At 67.1% G+C, this 24186-nt stretch carries 14 protein-coding genes; 5 read left to right on the top strand and 9 right to left on the bottom strand.

Going from position 1 to position 24186, the window contains the following annotated elements:
* Positions 1-27: 27 nt before the first annotated feature.
* From AC0IZJ_RS14875 to AC0IZJ_RS14865, 3 genes are all read right to left on the bottom strand, one after another.
* Positions 28-1242 carry a glycoside hydrolase family 27 protein gene (locus tag AC0IZJ_RS14875; protein WP_471851070.1) on the bottom strand — a complete coding sequence of 405 codons (1215 nt, stop codon included), beginning with the start codon at positions 1240-1242 and terminating at the stop codon, positions 28-30.
* Positions 1243-1276: 34 nt separating this feature from the next.
* Entirely contained in the window at positions 1277-2755 is a 1479-nt protein-coding gene (locus AC0IZJ_RS14870; RefSeq protein ID WP_471851067.1) for an MFS transporter, read from the bottom strand.
* Positions 2756-2871: 116 nt separating this feature from the next.
* On the bottom strand, positions 2872-3933 hold the full coding sequence (locus AC0IZJ_RS14865; protein WP_471851065.1) for a LacI family DNA-binding transcriptional regulator: 1062 nt from the start codon (positions 3931-3933) through the stop codon (positions 2872-2874).
* A gap of 195 nt (positions 3934-4128) precedes the next feature.
* Here AC0IZJ_RS14865 and AC0IZJ_RS14860 point away from each other — a divergent pair, with 195 nt between their 5' ends.
* A complete protein-coding gene (locus AC0IZJ_RS14860; RefSeq protein WP_471851063.1) occupies positions 4129-5052 on the top strand; it encodes a PfkB family carbohydrate kinase in 924 nt (307 codons plus the stop codon).
* 16 nt (positions 5053-5068) lie between these two features.
* Positions 5069-6457 (top strand): GH1 family beta-glucosidase, encoded by a 1389-nt coding sequence (locus tag AC0IZJ_RS14855; protein WP_471851061.1) that lies wholly within the window; start codon positions 5069-5071, stop codon positions 6455-6457.
* Between the two features lie 127 nt (positions 6458-6584).
* Here the strand turns inward: AC0IZJ_RS14855 and AC0IZJ_RS14850 are convergent, their stop codons facing one another.
* The 4 genes from AC0IZJ_RS14850 to AC0IZJ_RS14835 all read right to left on the bottom strand — a co-directional run bounded on the left by AC0IZJ_RS14850 (position 6585) and on the right by AC0IZJ_RS14835 (position 15583).
* Positions 6585-8117 (bottom strand): tryptophan halogenase family protein, encoded by a 1533-nt coding sequence (locus tag AC0IZJ_RS14850; protein WP_471851059.1) that lies wholly within the window; start codon positions 8115-8117, stop codon positions 6585-6587.
* On the bottom strand, positions 8114-9655 hold the full coding sequence (locus AC0IZJ_RS14845; protein ID WP_471851057.1) for a tryptophan halogenase family protein: 1542 nt from the start codon (positions 9653-9655) through the stop codon (positions 8114-8116). The genes AC0IZJ_RS14850 and AC0IZJ_RS14845 overlap by 4 nt, the downstream gene beginning before the upstream one ends.
* Positions 9656-9767: 112 nt before the next feature.
* Positions 9768-12917: a TonB-dependent receptor gene (locus AC0IZJ_RS14840; RefSeq protein WP_471851054.1), complete on the bottom strand. Its 3150-nt coding sequence runs from the start codon at positions 12915-12917 to the stop codon at positions 9768-9770.
* Between the two features lie 140 nt (positions 12918-13057).
* On the bottom strand, positions 13058-15583 hold the full coding sequence (locus tag AC0IZJ_RS14835) for a glycoside hydrolase family 2 protein (protein WP_471851052.1): 2526 nt from the start codon (positions 15581-15583) through the stop codon (positions 13058-13060).
* 514 nt (positions 15584-16097) lie between these two features.
* On the opposite strand from AC0IZJ_RS14835, the gene AC0IZJ_RS14830 reads away from it, so the two are divergent.
* Genes AC0IZJ_RS14830 through AC0IZJ_RS14820 form a run of 3 tightly spaced genes read left to right on the top strand, consistent with a single transcriptional unit; the run spans position 16098 to position 20445 of the window.
* Positions 16098-18233, top strand: a complete 2136-nt coding sequence (locus AC0IZJ_RS14830; RefSeq protein WP_471851049.1) for a GDSL-type esterase/lipase family protein — start codon at positions 16098-16100, stop codon at positions 18231-18233.
* Positions 18230-19447 carry an AGE family epimerase/isomerase gene (locus tag AC0IZJ_RS14825; protein WP_471851047.1) on the top strand — a complete coding sequence of 406 codons (1218 nt, stop codon included), beginning with the start codon at positions 18230-18232 and terminating at the stop codon, positions 19445-19447. The genes AC0IZJ_RS14830 and AC0IZJ_RS14825 overlap by 4 nt, the downstream gene beginning before the upstream one ends.
* Positions 19444-20445, top strand: coding sequence for a glycoside hydrolase family 5 protein (locus tag AC0IZJ_RS14820; protein ID WP_471851045.1), 1002 nt, complete (start codon positions 19444-19446; stop codon positions 20443-20445). Before AC0IZJ_RS14825 ends, AC0IZJ_RS14820 begins: the two co-directional genes overlap by 4 nt.
* Positions 20446-20486: 41 nt before the next feature.
* On the opposite strand, the gene AC0IZJ_RS14815 is transcribed toward AC0IZJ_RS14820, so the two are convergent.
* The gene (locus tag AC0IZJ_RS14815) at positions 20487-22097 is read right to left on the bottom strand and encodes a DEAD/DEAH box helicase (RefSeq protein WP_471851042.1); all 1611 of its coding nucleotides are present in this window, start codon (positions 22095-22097) and stop codon (positions 20487-20489) included.
* A 316-nt stretch (positions 22098-22413) separates the two neighbouring features.
* Positions 22414-24177: a chorismate-binding protein gene (locus AC0IZJ_RS14810; RefSeq protein ID WP_471851040.1), complete on the bottom strand. Its 1764-nt coding sequence runs from the start codon at positions 24175-24177 to the stop codon at positions 22414-22416.
* Between the last annotated feature and the right edge of the window lie 9 nt (positions 24178-24186).

Raw genomic sequence — 24186 nt, 5'->3', positions numbered from 1 at the left:
AACACTTCGATCTCAGCGGAAGCCACGTCATTGGATGACAGGCGACACACGGAACATCAGCACGCCATGCGGCGCCACCGTGCCGCCGTGGCGGCCGGCGACGCCCTGGGTCTTCTTGCCCGACCACAGGTCATGCACATTGGCCTTGAGCTTGGCTGGCAGGTCGAGCTGCTCCCAGGCCACGGTCATCTCGGCCGGTTTCTCGCTGCGGTTGAACAGCACGGCGGCGCGGTCACCGCCCGCCAGCGTGCGCACCCAGATCTCCAGATCGCCCTGGCGCCAGATGCGGCGGCCCTGGCGGCCGAGCGGGTCCTGGTCAACCTTGATGATCTCGGCGTTGGTCAGGATGCGCTTGGTGTCGGCGTTCATCTTGCTCATGTCGTTGCCGGCGATCAGCGGCGCGGCGAGCATGGCCCAGATGGAGAAGTGGCTCTCGTACTCCGTCGTCGTCATGCCGCCGTTGCCGACCTCCAGCATGTCGGGGTCGTTCCAGCCGTTGGGGGCGGATTCGCTCCACAGGTCGGCATTCATGTCGATGATGTCGAGCAGGCCGTGCGACCACTCCTTCTTGCCTTTCCAGGCGTCCCAAATGTCGCCGGTGGTGCGCCACAGGTGGCCGACCGCAGGACCCCAGCGGCCGGGCTGGGCGGTGCCCCATTCGCAGATGGACAGCACGATGTCGCGGCCCGATTCGCGCAGGGCCTTGGCCATGATGGTGTAAGCGGCCTCGGCATTGCGCGGGCCGGTGTAGCACCAGTCGTACTTCAACCAGTCCACGCCCCACTTGGCGTACTGGCGGGCGTCCTGGAACTCGTGGCCGGCGCTGCCCGGGCGGCCGCCGCAGGTCAGCGCGCCGGCGTCGGAGTAGAGGCCGAACTTCAGGCCCTTGCTGTGCACATAGTCGGCCAGCGCCTTGATGCCCGACGGGAAACGCTCCGGGTCGGCCTGGATATTGCCGTCGGCATCGCGGCTCTTCTGCCAGCAGTCGTCGATGACGATGTAGGTGTAGCCGGCGGCCTTCATGCCGGAGGCGACCATCGCATCGGCTTGCTCGCGGATCAGCTTTTCGCTGACGTCGCACTTGAACTTGTTCCACGAATTCCAGCCCATCGGCGGCGTGGGCGCCAGGTTGGGCTTGGGAGCGTCGAGCTTGAGGGTTTCATGCGGGGCGGCCAGCGCGCCAGCCGACGCGAGGCAGGCCGACACGGCCAACAGCACGCGGCGCAGCCAGGTTGAGGTCATGAGGAACTCCGTTGGGGGGTTGGAGAGGAAAAGCTCAGACGGTGCCGCGGCGGGCCTCGAGCTCGGTGCGGATCTCGTGCATGCGCTGCTCGGTCAGGAAGTAGCGCGACACGACGACCAGCGCGATCAGCAGGCCGACGATGGGGATGCCGGACAGGCAGACACGGATCAGGAAGATGGCCTCTTCGCCCTGAACGGGCAGCTTGGCGTTGAAGCCCGTGAAGGCCAGTACCCAGCCCGAGGCGCTGTTGCCCAGCGCCAGGCCGACCTTGCTGATCCACGAGCCGCAGGCCGCGAACGAGCCCTCGCGGCGCTGGCCGCTGGAGAGTTCGTCGTGGTCGATGACGTCGGCCATGGCCGAGCCGTAGATCGTCCAGAAGCCAGCGCCGATGAAGGCCACGCCGCCGCTGGCGAACAGTTGCAGCCAGGGCAGGCTGGGGTTGTAGAAGAACCAGTCGCCGATGAAGGCGACGATGCCCAGCCACAGCACGGTCATCAGTGCATTGCGCTTGCCCCAACGCTTGGCCACCCAGCCCGCGAAGGCGATGCCGACGAGGCCGCTGACGAGGCCGGCCACGCCCATCAGCGAGTTCCACTTCGTGGCTTCCACGACGTTGCCGCCGCAGACGTAGTAGACGGTCGCGTAATAGCCCAGGAGGCCGACCATGGCCGTGGCCATGTTGTAGGTCAGCATGGTGCCCAGCATCAGCCGGAAGGGCTTGTTCTTCAGCGTGCGGTACAGCGTGTCCTTGAACGGCACACGCTGGCGGCTCTGGGCGACGAAGCTCTCGTAATAGCGCTCGCGCGTCAGCGAGAAGATGACGATGGCCAGCACCACCAGGATGCCCCCGAGGATGGCGGTGTAGACCTGGGCACCCAGCAGGATGTCGGGCTTGCCGCTGGCGTCGTGGAAGAAGTACAGCGTCGTGAACTGCGCGGCGACGAACATGCCCAGCTCAGGGATCTTCTGGATCGCGTTCTTGATGGACATCACGCGCGTGCGCTCGTGGTAGCCCGGCGTCAGCTCGGCGCCCAGGCTGTTCCAGGGCATCGCGAAGCAGCTCATGACCGGCGCGTACAGGCAGGTCGAGACGAGCAGGAAGATGAAGTATTCGGTATCGCTCCAGCCCCGCCCGACGGCGAACAGCAGCGGCAGGCCGATGCCCGTCAGAATGCCGCCAACGAGGATGAAGGGGCGCCGGCGCCCCCAGCGGCTGCGGGTGTTGTCGGAAATCCAGCCGAACATCGCGTCGGACACCGCGTCCGCAAAGATCTTGATGCCCATGGCCATCGAGATCAGCTGCGGCGCCACGCCCAGGCCGATGTTGAAGACGTGGAAGACCAGGGACTGGTAGAGCCAGTGGCCCCACATGTCGTGGAAGGAGCCGAGGCCGAAGCCGACCTTTTGCGACGTCGGCACGCGGTCGGAGTCCGACGTCTTGGTGCTGGAGGCTGCGGGCGCGCTCGGGCGCTGCGTCAGGGGCACGGCGCCCCCATCACTGTCGGCAATCACGTTCTCTGTCTCCTCGGCCGCTGAGCGGCACGTTTTAGTAAACAGAGATATTTTCGTTCGACAGCTGGACCAATGAAAAGCGGGTAAGACCTAGGGCTGAACGGCAACCGCCGATCTCAGCGCTGCTCAGCGACGGCCGGCTGGCGTTTGGCCTTGCGCGCGGGCGCTGCCGCAACGGCCGCGGACACGGCAACGCGCGAACTTTCGCGCACCACCAGTTCCACCGGCAGCGACGCCTCGCTGGGCTCCACGTCGCCCTCGATCAGGGCCCGGGCCGCCATGGTGCCCAGCGCTTCCTTGTCCATCTTCACGGTCGACAGCGGCGGCTTGCAATGCGCCGCCGCCTCGATGTCGTCATAGCCGATGAATCGCACGTCCTCCGGCACGCGCAGGCCGCGCTCCTGGCACAGCTCGATGGCGTACATGGCCGTCGAGTCGTTGTAAGCGAACACGGCGTCGGGCGGCTGGGGCAGTGCGAGCAGGCGGCGCATCGCGTCACGCCCGGACTCACGGTAGTCCATCACCGGATCGAGGGTGACTTCGTAATCCGGGTCGTAGAGCCGGCCGGCCTCGTAGAGCGCACGGCGGAAGCCCTTGGCACGCAGGGACACCGAGTAGTGCGTGGGCGGGCCGAAGATGGCGGCGACGCGCTGGGAGCCTTCGTCCAGCAGATGGCGCGTGGCCAGCCAGGCGCCCAGCTGGTTGTCGTCGTTGATGCAGCGCACACCAGGATAGAAGTGGTCGACGAGCACCAGCGGCAGTTCGCAGCGGCGCACGGCCTCCATGGCCTCGGGGTCGAAGTAGCCGGCACCCAGCAGCGCGTCGGCCTCGTGGCGGCGCACCTGGCCGGCGATGTCGTCGCCCGCCACGACCGACATGATGCTCAGCGGCACGCCGGCCTCGCGGCAAGCCGTCTCGGCGCCGTGCAGCACATAGGAATAAAAGGGGTTGATGGCCAGCGAACCGAGGTGGCGGCTGTAGATGAACAGCATGCGGCGGGGCTTGCCGGTGCGCAGCTTGCCGACGTCGTAGCCCAGTTGCTGAGCCACTTCGAGCACCTGCGTGCGCGTCTGCTCCGACAGACCCGGCTGGCCCTTCAGCGCGCGCGACACGGTGCCGATGGACACCCCCGCCGCCTGGGCCAATTCCCGAATCGTCACCCCCCGTTTGTCGGCCATGCCGCGAACTCCGCTGTTGTTTAGTGCCTCGAAAAGCGCCGCGATTGTGGCATTGCCGCCCGGGCGACGCCCCGCAACGCCCGTTTCACCGGCCACCCACCGGGTTTGGGTGGGTGATGCGGGATCGCCCGCGTTGCCGATTGTTCACTAAACAATTATTGTTGCCTAGAATATTTCTTTCCCTTCCCGCTGCCGATGCCTCCCTGCTCCATTGCCGTCCTGGGCGAAGCCCTGGTGGACGAATTCCATGACGGCCCCGTGGCCGGCGGCGCGCCCTTCAACGTGGCGCGCTCGCTCGCCAAGCTGGGCGCCTCTGCCCTGTTCATCAGCCGCATCGGCGCTGATGACGACAACGGCCGACTCGTGCTGCAGAGCGCCGGCCGCTATGGGCTGGGCGACGCCGGCGTGCAGCGCGACCCGGCGCGCGCGACCGGCCGTGTCAGCGTGCACGAGCGCGCGGGTGGCGGCCACAGCTTCGAGATCCATGCCGACGCCGCCTGGGATCACCTCGACCTTGAGTCTGCGCGCGCCGCGCTGGCTGGCGCGCAAGCCGCCATCCTCTACTTCGGCAGCCTGGCCCAGCGCCACCCGACATCGCGCGCCACCGTCCGCGCCCTGGCCAAGTCCTGCACCGGCCTGCGCTTCCTGGACCTGAACCTGCGCCCTGGCACCGACAACGCCCAGTTCGCCGCCGAGTCGCTGATGCTGGCCGACTGGGTCAAGGTCAACGACGAGGAGCTGACTCGACTGGCCCACTGGTTTGGCGCGCCTGGCGCTGAAGCGACCCAAGTGGCCTCGCTGATGGACCGCTTCGCGCTGCAGCGCATCGTGCTGACCTGCGGCGCCGACGGCTGGCGCTTCTACGCACGCGGAGGCGCACTGCTGGCGCAAGGCCCGGGCGAGCCGCAGCCGAATGTCGTCGACACGGTCGGCGCGGGCGACGCCTTTACCGCCCTGCTGCTGGCCGGCCTGGCGCTCGAACGCGACCTGCCCACAACGCTGGCCCTGGCCAACCGCTACGCGGCCTTCATCTGCGGCTTTCGCGGGCCACTGCCGGCCCACTCGCAAGCCCTGACCCCGTGGCACGACGCCCTGCAGGCGCTGCCGTCCTCTTCCTGACCCAGCCTTGCACGACATGGACCTGACCCAGCCCGCCCTCGCCTCGTTCGCCGACCTCATCGCCCCGCCGGCGGACTCTCTGATGCGCCGCCCCGACTTCATCTTCGGCGCCGGCACCTCGTCCTACCAGATCGAAGGCGCGGCCCACACGGACGGCAGGCTCGAATCCATCTGGGACCGCTTCTGCGCCACGCCCGGCAAGGTGCTGCGCGGCGAGAACGGCGACGTGGCCTGCGACCACTACAACCGCCTGGACGAAGACCTGGACATCCTGGCCCGCCTGGGGGTCGACGCCTACCGCTTCTCCATCGCCTGGCCGCGCGTGATGAACGAAGCCGGCAAGCCTAACGCCAAGGGTATTGATTTCTACAAGCGCCTGCTCGACGGCCTGGGCCAGCGCGGCATCAAGGCCTTCGTCACCCTCTACCACTGGGACCTGCCCCAGCACCTGGAAGACAAGGGGGGCTGGCTGAACCGCGAGACGGCCTACCGCTTTGCCGAGTACGCCGACCTGATGAGTCGCGAACTGGCGGGCCATGGCAATGTGGCCGCCTGGACGACGCACAACGAGCCCTGGTGTTCCGCCTACCTCGGCTATGGCGACGGCCATCACGCGCCTGGCCTCAAGAACAACCGCTGGGCCGCCCAGGCCATGCACCACCTGCTGCTGGGCCATGGCCTGGCCCTGCCGATCCTGCGCGCCAACGCCCCGCAGGCCCTGCACGGCATCGTCGTCAACTGCGCGCCGGGCTATGCCGACAAGGACACCGCCGAGGACCGCGACGCCGCGTCACTCTTCGAGACCTACCAGAACCGCTGGGTGCTGGACCCGCTGCTCAAGGGCGAGTACCCGGCGGACCTGTGGCGCCTGTGGAAGGGCTGCGAGCCGCTGGTGCTGGACGGCGACATGGACATCATCAAGCGCCCGATCGACTACCTCGGCATCAACTACTACAGCCGCGCCGTGCTGGCCTCCAAGGGCCCGGACACCATCGACTGGGTGCGCCACCCCGAGGTGGAGCGCACGACGATGGACTGGGAGGTCTACCCTCAGGGCCTGCAGGACCTGCTCGAAGCCTTCAAGCGCGACTACCCCAACCTGCCGCCGCTCTACATCACCGAGAACGGCATGTCGAGCCACGACACGGTCGAAGGCGGTGAGGTGAACGACCTGCAGCGCCAGGCCTATCTGAAAAGCCATTTCGCGGCCTGCTCGCGTGCCATGGCCAACGGCGTGGACATGCGCGGCTATTTCGTCTGGTCGCTGATGGACAACTTCGAATGGGCCTTCGGCTACGAGCGCCGTTTCGGCCTCGTGCATGTGGACTTCGAGACGCAAAAGCGCACGCTCAAGCGCAGCGCGCTGGCCTATGCGGACTTCCTGAAGGAACGCGCTACCCGCTGAGCCCCTCGTCCAAGGTGGACCTTGGCCGGTCCCCCGAGGGGCCGGCGATGCTTGCCGGATTGACCGGCAAGCACATCCGCCAAGGGCGGGCCGGCCTGGGAGCGGCTAGGCGCTCGGCCCGCAAGTTTCAGGTGCGACTGCCGACCAGGCGATTCAGATAAGTCGCATGGTCGGGCATGCCGTCCACCGTCTTCGAGATGGCGGCGCGCAGGCGCTGGAAATGCTCGCGCAGCGGCTGCTCGTCCACCTGCGCCAGCAGCGGGTCCAGGCCCTCCGGCGTCATGCCCAAGCCAAGATAGAGCGAGTACCAGGAGTCTTCGCCGAAGCTGTCGCGGTCCAGGATGACGACGCGGCCGTTGCGGCGGAAGTTGTCCATCTGATGCGCCAGCGTGTCCGGGATGGACATGCCCGCGCAGTAGCGCCAGAACTCGCTGTCGTCGCGCGCCGTCTGCTTGTAGTGCAGGATGATGAAGTCGCGGATGGACTCGTACTGCCGCGTCATCCGGCGGTTGTATTCGTCCACCAGATGGGACTCGCAGTGCTTGTCGGGGAAGAGTTCCACCAACGCGCTGACCCCGTGAATGACGAGCGACAGGCTGGTCGACTCCAGCGGCTCCAGGAAGCCGGACGACAGGCCGATGGACACCACGTTCTTCTCCCAGATGCGCTTGCGCATGCCGGTCTTGAAGCGCAACTGGCGCGGCTCGCCTTGCGGTGCGCCGTCCAGGCTCTGCATCAGTACCTGGCCGGCCTGCTCGTCACTGGTGTAGGCGCTGCAGTAGACATGGCCATTGCCCGTGCGGTGCTGCAGCGGAATGCGCCACTGCCAGCCGGCACTGCGTGCCGTGGACGTGGTGTAGGGCGTCAACGGCAGGACCTTGTCGCAGGGCACGGCCTGGGCGCTGTCGCAGGGCAGCCAGTGGGTCCAGTCGTCATAGCCGGCCTTCATCACGCCTTCGATCAGCAGGGCGCGAAAGCCCGAGCAGTCGATGAACAGGTCGCCCTCGATGCGCCGGCCGTCGGCCAGCGTCACCGCCGTGACGAAGCCGTCGCCGGGCCGCAGCGACACGTCGACGATGGTGCCCTCCTCGCGCTTGACGCCGCGCGCGATCGCGTAGTCGCGCAGGAAGTTGGCGTACAGGCCGGCGTCGAAGTGGAAGGCGTAGGAATAGGAGTTGGCTGCCGACGGCGGACCGCCCTCGGGCGGCACGAAGCGGTTGCTGCGGGCCATCACGGTGGCGGTGGACCATTCCTCGTAGCTGGGCATGCCGCCCTGGCGATTCAACCGCATCCAGTGCGCCACCGACGAGCGGTTGACGACGGGCGGCCCGAAGCCGCCGAAGCCGTGGAAGAAGCGGTTGCCGACGTGGCCCCAGTCCTTGAACTCGATGCCCAGCTTGAAGCTCGCCTGGGTCTTGCGCATGAACTCGGCGTTGTCCAGCTCCAGTGCGTCGTTGTAGTAGCGGATGCTGGGCAGCGTGGCCTCGCCGACGCCGACGGTGCCGATGTCCGGCGACTCGATCAGCACGATCTCGCAGCCGACCGGGTTGGCCGGCCCGCCCGGCTGCGTGCCGAACATCTGGCTCAGCGGCGCGGCGGTCATCCAGCCGGCGGACCCGCCACCGACGATGACGATGCGGCGAATGGGCGTGTCGTTCATGGCTTGGCCATCTCCATGGGTGCGGCGCGGACGTGTCTTTCGATGAAGGCGCCGTGGTCGGGCATGTCGTCCACGGTCTTCGCGATGGCGGTGCGCAGGCGCTGGAAGTGCGCGCGCAAAGCCTGCTCGTCCACTTGCTTCAGCAGCGGATCGTCGCGCTCGGGCCAGACGCCCAGGCCCAGGAAAAGCGAGACCCAGGAGGGCTCGGCAAAGCTGTCCTGGTCCAGGATGGCGACGCGGCCGCTGCGGCGGAAGAGCTCGATCTGGTGGTGCAGGGTGTCGGGGATGGGCATGGCCGCGCAGTGGCGCCAGAACTCACTGTCGTCGCGCTTCGTCAGCTTGTAGTGCAGCACGATGAAGTCGCGGATGGACTCGTATTGCCGCGTCATGCGGCGGTTGTATTCGTCGGCGAGGTGGCGGTCGCAGCGGCGGTCGGGGAAGAGCTCGATGAGGCGGCCGACGCCGTCCATGATGAGCTGAATGCTGGTGGACTCCAGCGGCTCCAGGAAGCCCGACGACAGACCGATGGCGACGACGTTCCTGTCCCAGGCCTTCTTGCGCATGCCGGTCTTGAAGCGCAGCTGGCGCGGGTCGCCTTGCGCTGCGCCGTCCAGGTTCTGCATCAGCACCTGGCCGGCGGCTTCGTCGCTCATGTAGCCGCTGCAATAGACATGGCCATTGCCGGTGCGGTGCTGTAGCGGGATGCGCCACTGCCAGCCGGCGCTGCGGGCCGTGGACGTGGTGTAGGGCGTCAGCGGCTCGACACGCGCGCAGGGCACGGCCTGGGCGCTGTCGCAGGGCAGCCAGTGGGTCCAGTCGTCGTAGCCGGCCTTGCACACGCCTTCGATCAGCAGGGCGCGGAAACCCGAGCAGTCGATGAAGAGGTCGCCCTCGATGCGCCGGCCGTCCGCCAGCGTTACGGCGGTGACGAAGCCGTCGCCGGGCCGCAGCGACACGTCGACGATGGTGCCCTCCTCGCGCTTGACGCCGCGCGCCATCGAGTACTCGCGCAGGAAATTGGCGTACAGGCCGGCGTCGAAATGAAAGGCGAAGGAGTAGGCGTTGGCGGCCGACGCCACGTCACCGTCAGGCTGCACGAACCGGTTGCGCATCGCCATCACGGTGGCGGTGGACAGGTCTTCGTAGCCCATCCCGCCAGCCTGGCCATGCACACGCAGCCAGTGGGACACGGAGGAGCGATTCAGGATGGCCGGCCCGAACTCGCCGAAGCCGTGGAAGAAGCGGTTGCCGAGGTGGCCCCAGTCCTTGAACTCGATGCCGAGCTTGAAGCTCGCCTGCGTCTTGCGCATGAACTCCGCGTTGTCGAGCTTGAGCGAGTTGTTGTAGTAGCGGATGGTGGGCAGCGTGGCCTCGCCGACGCCGACGGTGCCGATCTCGGGGGATTCGACGAGCACGATCTCGCAACTTGCGGCGTGGTCCCCGCCGCACAGCAGCTGGCTCAGCGGCGCAGCGGTCATCCAGCCTGCGGTGCCGCCACCGACGATGACGATGCGGCGCACCGGTCCGCCGTCAGGCATGCGTTGTTTCTCCATCCGACGCCCTCTCGTTGTCAATGAGACAGTAACCCAAAAAAAAGGCCCGGCGCCGCAGCGCCAGGCCTGTGTGGAACCGGGACAAACCCGGCTTCGTTCAGAAGTTCAGACGTGCCGACACCGTGTAGCGCGGGCCCGAAACGAACCAGCTCCGGCCCGTGAAGCCGATGTGCTGCTGCATCATCTGCTTGTAGACCGCGTCCGTCAGGTTCTGGCCTTCGAACGCGAACGTCAGGTTGTTGTTGAACCTGTACTGCACGCCGAGGTCGAGCTGGCCGAAGTCATCCGTCCAGATCGGCAGGCCCAGCGGCATGTTGTTGCGTCCCCTCTGCGGGCTCTGCGGGTTGTCATCCAGGCCGTTGGTCTGGTTCGGGCCGGTGTTGTCCGGGAAGGCCACGCCGTTGTGGAACTTGCCGCGCCAGGCATAAGCAATGCGCGCCGAGAACGGGCCGTGGTCGTACAGGATCGCCAGGTTGGCGGCCTTGCGCGACAGGTTGGGCAGCGGGTGGTCACCGTAGGACTGGGCGTTGGTGTCGCAACCGTTGACGAACAGGTTCAGATTCCGGCCGTCAGCGGCGCTGCTGCACCAAAGGTTGCCACTGACCGCGTTGTCGCGCTTCTGCTTGCTGTCCACATAGGTCACGTTGGCTTGCACGCCGAGGCCGGCAAGCAGACCCGGCAGCCCGTTGAAGTAGTGCTGCACTGCCAGTTCCACGCCGCGCGCCCAACCCTTCGCACCGTTCACTTGCGTCGAGTAGGCGAACTCATACGGCTTGCCGGTGTTGTCAGCCTCCGTCAGGATGCCCACCTGATTGACGATCACGTTCGACAGGCGCTTGTTGAACACCGCCATCGTGACCGAGCTCGCCTTGTCGATGTACCACTCGGCCGACAAGTCGAACTGATCGGACTTGACCGGTTTCAACTGCGGGTTACCCAAGGCCTGGCCGCGGTTGCGGAGATCGGTCACAACGTTTTCGCGCACCTCCGGCGTCACCGTCGTGTTCACCGTCGTACGGATGGTGGCACTGCCGGCATCCAGGATCACGTTGGGCTGCAAAGCGCTCAGGTCGGGACGTGAGACCGCCTTCGCGTACGCGAACCGCAGCTGCATCTTGTCGTTGAACTTCCAACGCAGATTCAGGCTGGGCAGAACGTCGGTGTAGCTGTTATTACCCTCGATTGCCCGGCGGTAGTTGGTGAACACGGGAATCGGACCGCCGGTCAACGTGCCGGTCACGGCATCGGTATCGTCATAGGTCAGTGCCTGGTAGCCCGTCGAGTTGTACTTGGTGTTGACGATACGAAGACCGACGTTGCCGTCGATTGGCAAGTTCCATTCGTCGAATCCGAAACGCAGCTGGGCATACGCAGCCTTGGTGACTTCGTGCTGCTCGTTGTCGCGCGACGAGACCGTACCGGGAGCGACCGGGGTGAACGCAGGGGCACAACTGTTGCCGGGAGTGCCGCCCTTTGCGATCTTCTCGGCCTTGTACTCCTCGCACAGCGTGGTGTAGTAGCTGTGCAGCGTCTGGTACGACTGCGGGTAGTTCGCCGCCACGGACATCTTGGGCAACACCAGTGCTGCCACCTGGTTCTTGCCGTTCATGAAGTTGTTGAACGGCTTGACCTGCGTTTCACCGCCGAAGCGAGACAGGTAGGCCAGGCTCTTGATCGGGTGCCAGTCCCAATTCTGGCCAATGGCGCCCTGGTCGAACTCGGCAGACTGCCAAGTTTGCGTCACGGCCTGCCAGTTGTACCAGCGGGGCGACTGATTGCTCACGTCGCGGTCGGTGATACGCAGGCCGACGCGCAGGTCCTGGAGCACGGGGTGGTCAAAGTTGTACCGGATGTCACCCTTCCATGCCTTCTGCGTCGCTTTGCTCTGCGACAGCCGCTCCATGGTGAAGCCCCAGTAGTACTTGGACGGGTCGGCCAGGTAAGCCCGGTCCGACGCATCCAATACCAGGCGCGGAAGGTCGCCGGTCAAGTCCAAGGTTTCCTTGGGCATGTTGATGGCGGTCGCCACGGTCGAATCGAACGTGCCGGTTTTGGACTCGATGAACTGGAAGTCGTTGGCAATCCGCCAATTGGACGCCGGCGTCCAAACCAGATTGAAGGTCGTTTCCTTCGTGTCCGAAGCGCTCGTGGAAAAGCGCGTGTTCGCATTGAACGGAATGCCGCCCTTCGAGGGATCGCGGAGGGTGCCTTTCAGCAGCGCGCCGTTGCTGCCCCACGTCGCATCCGACACGGTCGACGAATACGGATCCGCCTGGCTGGCGATGGAGCTTTCATCCCAGTAGAAGTCGTACTTGGAACGGAAATGCGTCAGTGCCGCCTGCAGCGTGTCCTTCTTCCACTGCGCCGCCACGTAGGTGCCTTTGCGCGTGCGGTCAAAAGCCAGCGTCTGATAACCGAGCGCCTTGGGGAACCAATGGTTTTCAGCGGTAGGTTGGTAGTACGCGTTGTTGGTATCGCTCGGCTTGTTCACGCGAACGACTTCCCGGAAGTACGGGTCCGCGGACATGCCGTCGGTGCGGGTCGAGCTCTTGGAGTTGGCCACGTGGATCAGCAGGCCGACCTTGCCGATGTCGGTGTTCCAGGTGTTGGACAACAGGCCCGAGACGGTCGGCTTCTGGTCGTCGCGCAGCACGTTCCTCGTGACCGACACACCCAGGCCCGCCTTGAAGCCGTTGTAGTCGAACGGCAGAGCCGTGCGCAGGTTCACGAGGCCGCCGATGGCGCCCTCGATCTGTTCGGCGGACGGGTTCTTGTAGACGTCAACGCCAGCCATCAGCTCGGGCGGCACGTCCTCGAAACTCAGACCACGGCCGCCGTTCGCGGAAAAGCTCTCACGACTGTTCAACTGGGACGACACATAGGTCAGCCCTCGGATCAGCACGCCCGAACCCTCGACGGAGAAGCGAGCCGGGTCGCCACGCGCCATGACGCGATCCATCGTCACGCCGACGATGCGCTGCAGCACCTCGCTGACGGAACGGTCGGGCAGTTTGCCGATGTCGTCCGCAACGATGGAGTCGACGATCTCGTCGGAGTCCTGCTTGAGCTTCTGCGCCGATTGCAGCGCAGCGCGCTGGCCCGAGACGATCACCGTCTCAAGCTGCTGGGCTTTGCCCGGGGCAGAGGCCGCCGCAGCGGGCGCCTGCTGTGCCATCGCTGGCATGGCCAGGACCATCAGGGCCTGAGCTGCCGCTAGCGACAGCGTTGAATGCTTGAAATGTCTCATCCTCGTTTGCTCCTCTTTGGTGGGAAACATTCGGCCCCGAAGGGCCAGTGCCGCAGTTGCTGGAACAACCGCAGCGATTTGGTAACGTTAACAACAGTCCTGCCCAACGGCATCGGGACAATCAGGGACAGGGGATTCACTCATTCCACCTGCGTTGCGCCTCCCCTATCAAACAATGCGATCTGGTGTCTCGCATGATCGACCGAAGCGGTATAAATCGATGTTGGTAGCGCTATCTCTGAGTTAATTCGGCGCGGCGAGCCGGGAACGAGGTCGATGAAGTTGTCGGCGAGCGCCAAGCCGTTGCCGGCGAGCCACAACCCCTTCACCGGCCTGTCACTGCTCAACAGCAGGGCCTGGCCGTCCGTGGTGATGTTGATGCGGGCGCCGGCCAGGCTGTAGAACTTGAAGGGCTCGGTCCAGGCGCAGTCGCGGGCCAGTTCGAGGCCATCGGCGTCCAGCGCGCACAGCTCCGCAACGACCGGCTCGGCAAAGCTCGGCAGCGCTTGCATGGTCTCAATGCAGGCGACGGCCGGCACATCCTGGGCAACCCGGGCGCTGGCCAGTTCGCGGCCGTCCATGGCGAAAACGCGCAATTGCAGCGCCAGCGCCCGGCCTTCCAGGCTGCCGTTCATGACGGCGAAACGCACCTGGCCGGCCTCCAGCCGCACCGCGACGGCCAGTGGCGCCAGGGCACGGCGCACCGCGTGCCAGGCCGGCTTGACGGTGCCGGAGGAGTCGATCAGCGCCCAACTCGTGACCGGCCAGCAGTCATTGAGCTGCCAGACCAGCGCGCCGCTGACGGCACGCGCACCCGGCCGCTGCCAGCGGCGGCGGAAGTCCTGGTAGGCCACGCGCATGGCCTCGGCCTGCACGAACTGCGTGGCGTAGACGTGGTCGGCCAGCGTCGGGCCGACGCGCAGGTTGTCGGCCAGATAGACCGCCAGGCGGCGGTGCCCGTCCGGCCCGCTCGCCGAGCCGGCCTTGTTGTGCCACTGCACCGTGCGGCTTTCGGGGAAGCGCTCGGCCTCGGGCAGCACCGACTCGAACAACGCCAGCGACGGGTTGGACTGCATGCCGAACTCGCTGACGAAGCGGGCCTGGACCTCGCCATAGTTCTGGTAGGGCAGCATCTGCTGGTGCCAGACCTCCCAGCTGTGGCGGTCGCCCACCGTCATGTCAGATGACTTCACATCGGCGCCTGGCGTGAAGGGGCTGCCGGGCCAGTAGGCGCGGTCCGGGTCCAGCGCGGCGCAGACCTCGGGCAGCAACTGCTCGTAGATGACCCGCGCCTCGAAGCGCTCCGCCGGGATGCCGGGGCCGGCCAGGCCCTGGGACTCGGCAATCATGTAGTCCTCGTTGTTGCCGCACCACAGGGCCATGCAGGCGTGATGGCGCAGCCGCTTGACCGCGGCCTCGGCCTCGGCGCGCACGCTGGCCTGAAACTCGGCGTTGGCCGGGTAGATGCCGCAGGCGAAGAGGAAGTCCTGCCAGACCAGGATGCCGAACTCATCACAGGCCTCGTAGAAGGCCTCGTGCTCATAGATGCCGCCGCCCCAGACGCGCAGCATGTTCATATTGGCCGCCGCGGCCTGGGCCACGCGCTCGCGGTAGCGCGCCGGCGTGATGCGCTCCAGCAGGTTGTCGTCGGGAATCCAGTTGGCGCCGCCGGCAAACAGGTCGTGTCCATTGACCTCGAAGTGAAAGCTGAGTCCGGCCTCGCCGTCGACGGGCGCCTGCACCAGACGCAGATGGCGCAGACCGATGCGCCGGCTGTCCTCGGCGAGCACCTGGCCGTGGTCGTCCTGAAGCTGGGCGACCAGCGTGTAGAGGGGCTGGGCGCCCAGACCGAGCGGCCACCAGAGCTGAGCGTCGGTGACCGACAGCGTCGCGCCCACCGCCTTGGCCGCCGGCACCGCGCGCGAGGCCACACTGCGGCCCTGCGGATCCAGCAATTCAAAGCTGCAGCGCGTGCCGGCGCCTCGCAGCTGCGCCGCAACCTGCAGCGTCGCGGTGCGGCGCACGGCATCAACCTCGCTGCGGCAGTGCAGGTCGGCGATGCGCGCCGAGCCGCTGTCCCGACGCACCGGCCGCCACGGGCCGCAGGTGACCAGCTCAGGACCCCAGTCCCAGCCGAAGTGGTACTGCGCCTTGCGGGCATGCAGCCGGGCGCTGTCGCCGTTCCACAGCGCGCGCTTGCCTTGCACGGCCTCCACCTTGCGGGCCTCGGCCAGCGCCGGCTCGAAAACCATCAGCAGCTCATTGCCGCCGGGCCTCAGGCGCGAGCGCACGTCCACTCGCTGCGGCACGAACATGTTGTCGGACTGCAGCAGGCGCTCGCCGTTGAGGAAGACGGTGCAATAGGTGTCCAGGCCCTCGAAGACCAGTTCCTCGCGCTCGGCCAGCTCACCCACCTCGAAAGCCAGCCGCCACGCCCAGCGGCGCTCGGCCACCCAGCGCACATCCAGCTCATTGCGGCCGTAGAAGGGGTCGGGAATGCGCCCGGCCGCGAGCAGCGCGCCATGCGCCGTGCCGGGCACGGCGGCGGGCAGCCAGACATCGGCTGGCAACGCTGTCAATGCGGCAGCGTCCAGGCCATCGGTACCCATGGGCACCTCGGCCACGGCCCAGCCTTCATGCAGGTCAATCAGTCGTTGAGATTTCACGTCGTGTCAGTCGTCAAGTCACGCAGCCGGCCCGCGGCAGGAGACCCGGCTGGCCGGTCAAGGTGGTCAGCCCATGTGCCGCTCCAGGGTGGTTGCGGCCGTCTCCTGCTTCGCTCGGATGGCAAAGCTAAACATTGTTTTGTTGCGCATTCTGTTTCTCTATATTTGAGACCGCACTCGGGGATAGTCCCGATGTTTTCCTGATGACACAGCCCACGCGGGCTGCAAACTTGCGCCCATAATCGCCGTCGTTTAGTAAACAGCAACGAGACAACGTGACCGACACGGCCACGGTTTTGCGCCTGCCATGAGAGTTGCGCTCGTCCGGGCGCCCAGGCGCGCCGGTTCCCTACCGCAGCGCCGCCGGCCGAAGCCGCGTGCCTGGTCAATTGAACGGTGGCCGACGACAAGCCGCCGCCTGCAGCCCGCCGTTGCGGCCTGTCTCGCCCGTCTCCCGGGGGGCGGCAAGCGGGCACCACCAAAGGTTGATATGAACTGGTTGAAAGGATTTGCGTTGTCTTTGTCATTGATGCTGCCGGCGCTGGGCCACGCCAATGCGCGGCTGCAAGCGGTCATGCAAAGGCTGGACGCCGGCGAGCCCATCACCCTTGCGACCCTCGGTGGCTCCATCACGACCGGCTATGCCGCTCAGCCACCGCGCGAGAAGGGGTGGGCCGCGCTGCTGGCCAGATCGCTGGGCCCCAAGGTCAAGCTGGTCAACGCCGGTGTCAGTGGCACGGACTCGGCAGCCGGCGTGCAGCGACTGCAAAGCCAGGTGCTGGACGCCGCACCCGACCTCGTCATCGTCGAATTTGGCGTCAACGACCAATGGCTGGACCCCGCCGTGCGCGGCAGCAGTTTTGAAGCCATCCTGCGCCGCCTGCTCAGTGCGAAGAAGCCGCCCGCCGTCGTCGTGCTGGGCTTGACGCAGCAAGGCAACCAGGCGCGCGACGCGGTGGACATCCAGTTGAAGCTGGCGGCCCACTACGGCCTCGTGGCGCTGGACTTCGGCCGCTGGATGCAGGCTCGCGTCGATGCCGGCCAGGACCGCTGGGCCGCGCTCTATGACGAACCCGTGCATCCCAACGCCACCGGCCACCAGCGCATTGCGCAGGCGCTGGCCGAGACGCTGCGCACCCAGCGCACCGCCGCCGCAGCCAGCCCCCTGCCCGAGCCGCTGTTCGGCCGTGCCCACGAGTTCACGCGGCTGCTGATGGGCGACACGCTCAAGCCTTACCAGGTGGACGGCTTCGAGCGCGGCGGCGAGGTGCACCCCGAGTGGACCGGCCAGCAGCCCGGCTGGGCGGCCAAGGCTGACGACGCCGAGGCCCGCTTCCTCGTCTACGGCAGCGAGGTTGCCGTCTTCCATGCCGAGAGCGAGCACTACCGCAACCTCGAAGCCCGCGTCGACGAAGGCCCCTGGGTGACGCTGCAAGGCCATGTGCCCGAGCGCAAGGGCTATCTCGGCTGGCACTACACCGTGGTCGGCCGCACCCTGGAACCCACTGCGCACCTGCTGACGGTGCGCGTGAAGCGCGACGAATGGGCCGGCAGCGGCCGCCCGGCGAGCTTCCTGGCCCTGATGTCCGCCGGCATCCTGCCGCCCGCGCTGCGCAGCAGCGACTTCGTGCGCGAGGCGCCCACCAACCGCGCCGGCCTGATCCCGGCCAACGATCCCCAACTGCGCTGGGTCGGCCGCATCGGCCCCGGGCCACTGCCCACGTCCAGGCTGCTGGCCTGGAGCGGCAGCGAGCTGCGCGCCCGCTTCACCGGCCGCGAGCTGAGCCTGGAGTTCTCATCCACGCACTGGGGCACCAGCCACTTCACGGTCGAGATCGACGGAAAGGTGCACCCGCTGGCCGTACCTGGACAGGGCTGGACGGCGTGGCGCTTGCGCGAGCCGCTGGCCGACGGTGAACACACGTTGCGTCTGATCAAGCGCACCGAGGCCTCCATGGCCGAAGCTTCCTTCCACGGCATGCGCCTGGCCGAAGGCGGCAAGCTGCTCGACCCGCCGCCAGCCCGCCCCCTGAAGCTGGAGTTCTACGGCGACTCCATCACCGCCGGCGCCTGCAACGGCGACGTCGGCGACGACCAGTACGACGATCTCTACCCCCATGACGGCACGCGTGCCTATGGCGCCGTCACGGCCGCCAGGCTGGGTGCGGATTACGTTGGCATCTCCGTCAGCGGCATCGGCATCACGGCCACCTGGGATCAGCTGCTGATGCCGCAGATCTGGAACCGCTATGCCCCGCGCCTGGACGCTGCGGTCGCGCCACCCGACCCACGCGCGCCCGATGTCGTGCTGCTCAACCTGGGCCAGAACGACCACGGCTTCCCGGCGTCGAAAGGCCAGCCCATCGCGGCTGATTTCGGTGCCCGCTACCTGGCCTTCGTGCGCGAGCTGCGCGCTCGCTACCCGCAGGCGACGCTCGTGCTGCTTGCCGGCGGCATGACCGCGTGGAAGGAGCAGCCCGCCATCCCCCGCGCGCTGAACCAGGCCGTCGCTACGCTGCGCGCCGAGGGCGACGCCAAGGTCTGGACCCACACCTTTCAGGCGTTTGCGTACGCCCATCCGCGCATCGACGTGCACGCCCAGATGGCCGACGAGCTGACCCGCTTCCTGAAAACAGAGGTGCTCAAATGAACATCCCCGACCTGCGCAAGCCCGAGGCGCTGTGGGCCCATATGCGCCACACGCTGGCCTTCTACGCGCCGCGCGTGAAGGACGCCACCGGCGGCTGCTTCCAGTTCTTCAAGGACGACGGCACCATCTACGACCGCCGCACCCGCCACCTGGTGAGCAGCACGCGCTTCGTCTTCAACCACGCGCTGGCCTGGCGCTGGTTCGGCGGGACGGTCGACGACGTGTCGCATGCGCTGGCCTTCGTGAACCAGGCCCACCAGCAACCGCAAGGCGGCTACGCCTGGGTGCTGGACTGGCAGGACGGCCGCGCCACCGTCACCGATGGCACCAACCACTGCTACGGCCTGGCCTTCGTGCTGCTGGCCAACTCGCATGCCGCAGAAGCCGGCGTGCCGGGCGCTCGCGAAGGCATCGCCGCCACCTTCGAACTGATGGAGCAGCGCTTCTGGGAAGCGTCTCACGGCCTCTACGCCGACGAGTCAACGCCCGACTGGCAAACAGGCACCTATCGCGGCCAGAACGCCAATATGCACGCCTGCGAAGCCATGCTGGCCGCCCATGCCGCCACGGGCGAGGCCCGCTACCTCGATCGCGCGTTGACGCTGGCCACTTCCATCGCGCAACGCCAGGCGGCCCTCGCAGGCGGCCTGGTCTGGGAGCACTACAAGGCCGACTGGACGCCCGACTGGGACTACAACCGCGACGACAACACCAACATCTTCCGGCCCTGGGGTTTCCAGACCGGCCACCTCACCGAGTGGGCCAAGCTGCTGTTGATGCTGGAGCGCCGGCTCGGTGACGCCGCACCGGCCTGGCTCTACCCGACCGCGCGCCACTTCTTTGACACCGCGATGAAGCATGGCTGGGACGAGACCCACGGCGGTCTCGTCTACGGCTTTGCGCCCGGTGGCGAGGTGTGTGATGGAGACAAGTATTTCTGGGTCCAGGCCGAAAGCCTGGCCGCCGCCGCCTGGCTGGCCGTGCGCTCTGGCGATGAGTCCTGCTGGACTTGGTACGACCGGATCTGGGCCTACGCCTGGCAGCACTTCGTCGACCACGAGCATGGCGCCTGGTACCGCATCCTGGCGCCCGACAACGCCAAGGTCACCGATGAGAAGAGCCCCGCCGGCAAGACCGATTACCACACCATGGGTGCGTGCCAGGACGTGCTGGCCGCCCTCGGTGTCCAACCACCGGCCAAGGAGGCCGCATGAAAAATCTGCTGTGCTCTGCTTTGCTCGCCGTCTCGGCCGCGGCCGCTGCCGCACCCCTGGAATGGCGCGGCATCAGCCTGTCGAGCGCCGAGTGGGGCGAGAAGCTGCCCTTCCCCGGCGTCTACGGCAAGGAATACGTCTACCCGACGGTGGCCAGCACGGCCTACTACCAGGCCAAGGGCATGAATGTCATGCGCATCGCCTTCCGCTGGGAGCGCCTCCAGCCCACGCTGAATGGCGAGCTCGACGCGACCGAGCTGGCCCGCCTGCGCGAGTTCGTCGACGGCACGACCGCTCGCGGCCTGTACGTGCTGCTGGATCCGCACAACTACGCCGCCTACAAGGAGGTGCATGTCGGCAAGCCTGAGGTGCCCATCGCCGCCTTCGCCGATTTCTGGCGCCGGCTGGCCCTGCAGTTCAAGGCCAATCCCAAGGTGCAGTTCGGCCTCGTCAACGAGCCGCGCAACATGCCTACCGAGACATGGGCGGACGCCGCGCAAGCCGCCGTCGACGCCATCCGCGCCACCGGCGCAAAGAACCTCATCACGCTGCCCGGCAACGGCTACACCGGCGCCTGGAGCTGGTTCGAGAGCAAGTGGTACGGCACGCCCAATGCCGACGTCATGGGCAAAGTCCGCGATCCGCTGGACCACATGATGTACGAGGTCCACCAGTACTTCGACAAGGACGGCTCAGGTACCAGCGTCGAGTGCGTCAGCCCCCAGATCGGCGTCGAGCGGCTGCAGCGCTTCACCGCCTGGCTCAAGGCGAACAAGAAGCGCGCCATCCTGGGCGAACTCGGCGGCGGCGCCAATGCCGTCTGCGAGCAGGCCGTGAACGGCGCGCTCAAGCACTTGGCAGCCAACGCCGACGTCTGGGCCGGCTGGCTGTGGTGGGCCGGCGGCCCGACCTGGGGCGACTACTTCCTGTCGCTGGAGCCGGGTGCGGACGGCAAAGACAAGCCGCAGATGCGCTGGCTGACACCCTTCCTGAAATAAAAAAAGCGGGCCGAGGCCCGCTTCTTCATTTGCTCAGTCGCTCAGCGACCGAAGCCGCCCTTGCGCGGGCCGCCGAAGCCAGGCTTCGGGCCACCGAACGAGGGCTTGCCACCGGGCGTGAAGGGACGGTCACCACGCGGCGCGAAACCACGGTCGTCACGGGGCTGGAAGCCACGGTCGTCCTGACGCGGCGCAAAGCTGCGCTCGTCACGCGGCTGGAAGCCTTGCTCGGCACGGGGTGCAAAGCCACGGTTGTCGCCCTGCGGCTGGAAGCCACGGTCGTCACGCGGAGCAAAGCCTTCACGACGCGGCTCGCCACCGAACGACGGCCGGCCGCCACCCGCGTTGAAGTTGCCACGCGGGCCATCTTCACGACGGAAAGGCTTGTTGCCAAAGCCAGGACGGCCACCGCCGCCACCGAAGTGGCCACGCGGGCCGCGGTCGTCGAAGGAGCCAGCCGGACGCGGCGGGAAAATGCGCGGCTCTTGCGTCTTGGGTTCCAGGCCGGCGATCTGCTGCACGGGGATGGTCTGCGTCGTGAACTGCTGGATGCGACGGATCATGGACACGTCGTCACGCAGGCCCAGCGTGATCGCCAGGCCCTGGCGGCCGGCACGGCCGGTGCGGCCGATGCGGTGGACATAGTCCTCGGCCTTCATCGGCAGGCCGTAGTTGATGACGTGGCTGATGGTCGGCACGTCGATGCCGCGGGCTGCAACGTCGGTCGCCACCAGCACGCGCACCTGCTTGCTGCGCAGGGCCTGCAGCACGCGGTTGCGCTTGCCTTGGGGCATGGCACCGTGCAGCGGGGCGACCGAGTGGCCGATCTCGGCCAGGCGCTCGGCCAGCCAGTCGGCGTCACGCTGGGTGCTGGTGAAAACGACGGCCTGCTCCATCTCCGGCAGCGCCAGGATGGATTCGAGCAACTGGTCCTTGTGATGGGGGTTGTCGGCCCAGTGCAGGCGCTGCTCGATGTTCTCGTGCGTGTCGGTGTGGTTGGCCACCTCGATGCGCTGCGGGTCCTTTAGCAGGTTCTGCGCCAGGCGGCCGACGTGTCCCGCGAACGTGGCGCTGAACATCACCGTCTGGCGCTCGGCCGGGGTGTTGCCGGCGATCATCGTGATGTCGTCGATGAAGCCCATGTCCAGCATGCGGTCGGCTTCGTCCAGCACGAGCATCTCGACATTGCCGAGCACGCACTTGCCGGAATTGATGTGGTCGATCAGGCGGCCGGGGGTGGCGATCAGGATGTCCAGCGGGCCCATCAGCTGGCGGATCTGCAGCGGGTAGGGCATGCCGCCCAGCACAGTCGCGACCTTCAGGCCCGGAATGAAGCGGCCGTAGGTTTGCGCGGCCTTGGCGACCTGCATGGCCAGCTCACGGGTGGGGGCCAGCACCAGGATCTTGGGGCCGTAGATCTTGCCCTTTTCGCGCTTCTTGCTGTCGTCGGCACGTGCGGCCAGGATCTTTTCCAGCGCCGGCAGGATGAAGGCAGCGGTCTTGCCCGAACCGGTGCGCGCCGAGACCATCAGGTCCTTGTTGGCGATGGCAGCGGGGATGGCGAGCGTCTGCACGTCGGTGGCGTTCTCGTAGCCGGAATCTTTCACGGCCTTCAGCACAACTTCGTTCAGGCCCAGGGTATCGAAACTCATCTCGTTCTTTCGTGGTCATTCACGCCGCGCAAACAAAAGCGCAGCGCCGAGGGGCAGTAGGTGCCCTTCGGAATCATCATCAAGTCGCTGGGAGATAGATCAGCTCGCGTCGTGCGGCTCGGGCTTGTTACAGCAACCCGGGTGCGGCGCGGGGGAACAGTCAGTCAAAGCGACGGCTTCATCGCCGCCGACCGATCCGTGTTCGGAGTTCGATGCCGGCTTGATGCGCTGATCGAACGAGGTCAGAGGAGACGTGGAACACCTGGAGTTGGCCTCCAGGCGAAGCCGCGACTGTAGCACAGCTCAGGGTTTTTACTCAAGCACTTTGGATAAGTGCCGCAGTGAGCCAGCCGCGCAGGCTGTTGAAAAATGCCAGTCCTGACGCGCAGGACAGGTCTTCGCGGGTCAGCAGCCCCTCCCTGATACGCCCTTGCGCCAGCAGCTCGGCACGCATCACGCCAGGCAGCAGGCCGGCGGCCAGCGGCGGTGTCAGCCATTGGCCCTCGAGCTGCAGGGCGAGGTTGCCGAAGCTGCACTCGGTCAGCTCGCCGGCTTCGTTCCACAGGATCACGTCGAAGGCCTCGGCCGGCTTGGCGAAGGCATACAGCTCGCGGCGCGTCGTCTTGTGCGCGAGAAACTCGGCGCGGGGGCCGAGCGTCGGTATGGGGCCGTCGGCCAGCGCCAGCTTCACCGGCTCGTCGGTGGGCGTGAATGCGGCGAGCGTGTGGGCGAGGTTGCCCGCGGCGTCGCAGGTCAAGCGCAAGCGCCAGTTGCCCTCGGCGCGTGTTTCAGCGATCGCTTTCAGATAGGCGCGCGCTTCGGCCAGCGAAAAACGCAGGCCGAAGTGGCGTGCCGTGCGCTGCATGCGCGCGAGGTGGGCATCACCGCGCAGCGCCACGCCACTTTCCAGCCGCAGCGTCTCCAGCGCTTCGGCGGGAGCCTCGGCGCGGGCGAGGAAGCGCGATTTGGCCCGCCACTCGGCGATCTCGGCGGCCGGCTCGCTGTCCAGCGTGATGGCGCTGCCGATGCCGCAGGTGAGCTGGCCATCGCCGAACTCGACGGTGCGTATGGGCACATTGAAGGTCGCGACGCCACCCGGCTGGATCAGCCCCAGCGCGCCGCAGTACCAGCCTCGCGGGCGGGCTTCAAGCTCGCGGATGACCTGCATCGCCCGGACCTTGGGCGCACCGGTCACCGAGCCGCAGGGGAAGAGCGCCGCGAAGGCGTCTGGCAACGTGAGGCCGGCGCGGCTGACGGCAGTCACGGTGGAGGTCATTTGCCAGACGGTGGGCAGCGCATGCAGCTCGAACAGCCGTGGCACGCGCACCGTGCCCAGTTGCGCGACGCGGCTGAGGTCGTTGCGCAACAGGTCCACGATCATCAGGTTTTCGGCCCGCTCCTTCTCGCTGGTGCGCAGGTGCTGCTGGGCGGCCTCGTCGTCGACACGGTCGCGGCCTCTCGGCGCAGTGCCCTTCATCGGCTGCGCGGCCAGCAGCCAGCTCGCCTTGGCGCCAGGCACGGGGCGCCAGTCGAAGAAAAGCTCGGGCGAGACGCTTGCTGCGCCTGCATCGCGCAGGAACAGGCTGAAGCCGCCGGGCTGGCTGGCATGCAGCGCGAGGAAGAGCTGCTCCGGGTCCAGCGCACAGCCCGCCGCCCGCAGCCGCGTCGTCAGGTTGACCTGGTAGCAGTCGCCGGCCCGGATGTAGTCGCGGATGCGTTCGATGGCGGCGGTCGCGTCCGGTTCGACATCAAGCCAGCCGAGAAGGCCGGTGTGCGCGGCCCGCACCTCGTCCCAAGGCTCCGGCGCCGTGTCGTAGACGGCGAATTCAGCCAGGGGCGCGGCGGCGGCATGGGTTGCAAGCACCTTGTCGAACACCGCCGCAGCCTCGTAGCGCAGGCCGCCCAGAACCCAGGCGCCGGCTCGCGCGGCGGCTTCGGCCTCGGCGATGACGGCCCGGACGTCCTCCAGCCGCGTCGCCCGCAACCAGTTCGACGGCGGGGCCGTCCAGCAACCGCGCAACCGTTCACCGTCCTCGCGGGCCAGCGGGTGGCGGGGGAAGTCGAAGGCGGCGTGCAGCAAACGCGCGCG

It is taken from the genome of Roseateles sp. AC306 (genome assembly GCF_979253795.1).
Note: the sequence above shows the minus strand (reverse complement) of the source record. Positions and strands in the feature narration are given on the sequence as shown.

Bases quoted from the DNA above. Each gene is read 5' to 3' on its own strand.
- AC0IZJ_RS14875 (WP_471851070.1), bottom strand. From the start codon at position 1,242: ATGACCTCAACCTGGCTGCGCCGCGTGCTGTTGGCCGTGTCGGCCTGC.
- AC0IZJ_RS14865 (WP_471851065.1), bottom strand. From the start codon at position 3,933: ATGGCCGACAAACGGGGGGTGACGATTCGGGAATTGGCCCAGGCGGCG.
- AC0IZJ_RS14860 (WP_471851063.1), top strand. From the start codon at position 4,129: ATGCCTCCCTGCTCCATTGCCGTCCTGGGCGAAGCCCTGGTGGACGAA.
- AC0IZJ_RS14855 (WP_471851061.1), top strand. From the start codon at position 5,069: ATGGACCTGACCCAGCCCGCCCTCGCCTCGTTCGCCGACCTCATCGCC.
- AC0IZJ_RS14850 (WP_471851059.1), bottom strand. From the start codon at position 8,117: ATGAACGACACGCCCATTCGCCGCATCGTCATCGTCGGTGGCGGGTCC.
- AC0IZJ_RS14845 (WP_471851057.1), bottom strand. From the start codon at position 9,655: ATGCCTGACGGCGGACCGGTGCGCCGCATCGTCATCGTCGGTGGCGGC.
- AC0IZJ_RS14840 (WP_471851054.1), bottom strand. From the start codon at position 12,917: ATGAGACATTTCAAGCATTCAACGCTGTCGCTAGCGGCAGCTCAGGCC.
- AC0IZJ_RS14825 (WP_471851047.1), top strand. From the start codon at position 18,230: ATGAACATCCCCGACCTGCGCAAGCCCGAGGCGCTGTGGGCCCATATG.
- AC0IZJ_RS14820 (WP_471851045.1), top strand. From the start codon at position 19,444: ATGAAAAATCTGCTGTGCTCTGCTTTGCTCGCCGTCTCGGCCGCGGCC.
- AC0IZJ_RS14815 (WP_471851042.1), bottom strand. From the start codon at position 22,097: ATGAGTTTCGATACCCTGGGCCTGAACGAAGTTGTGCTGAAGGCCGTG.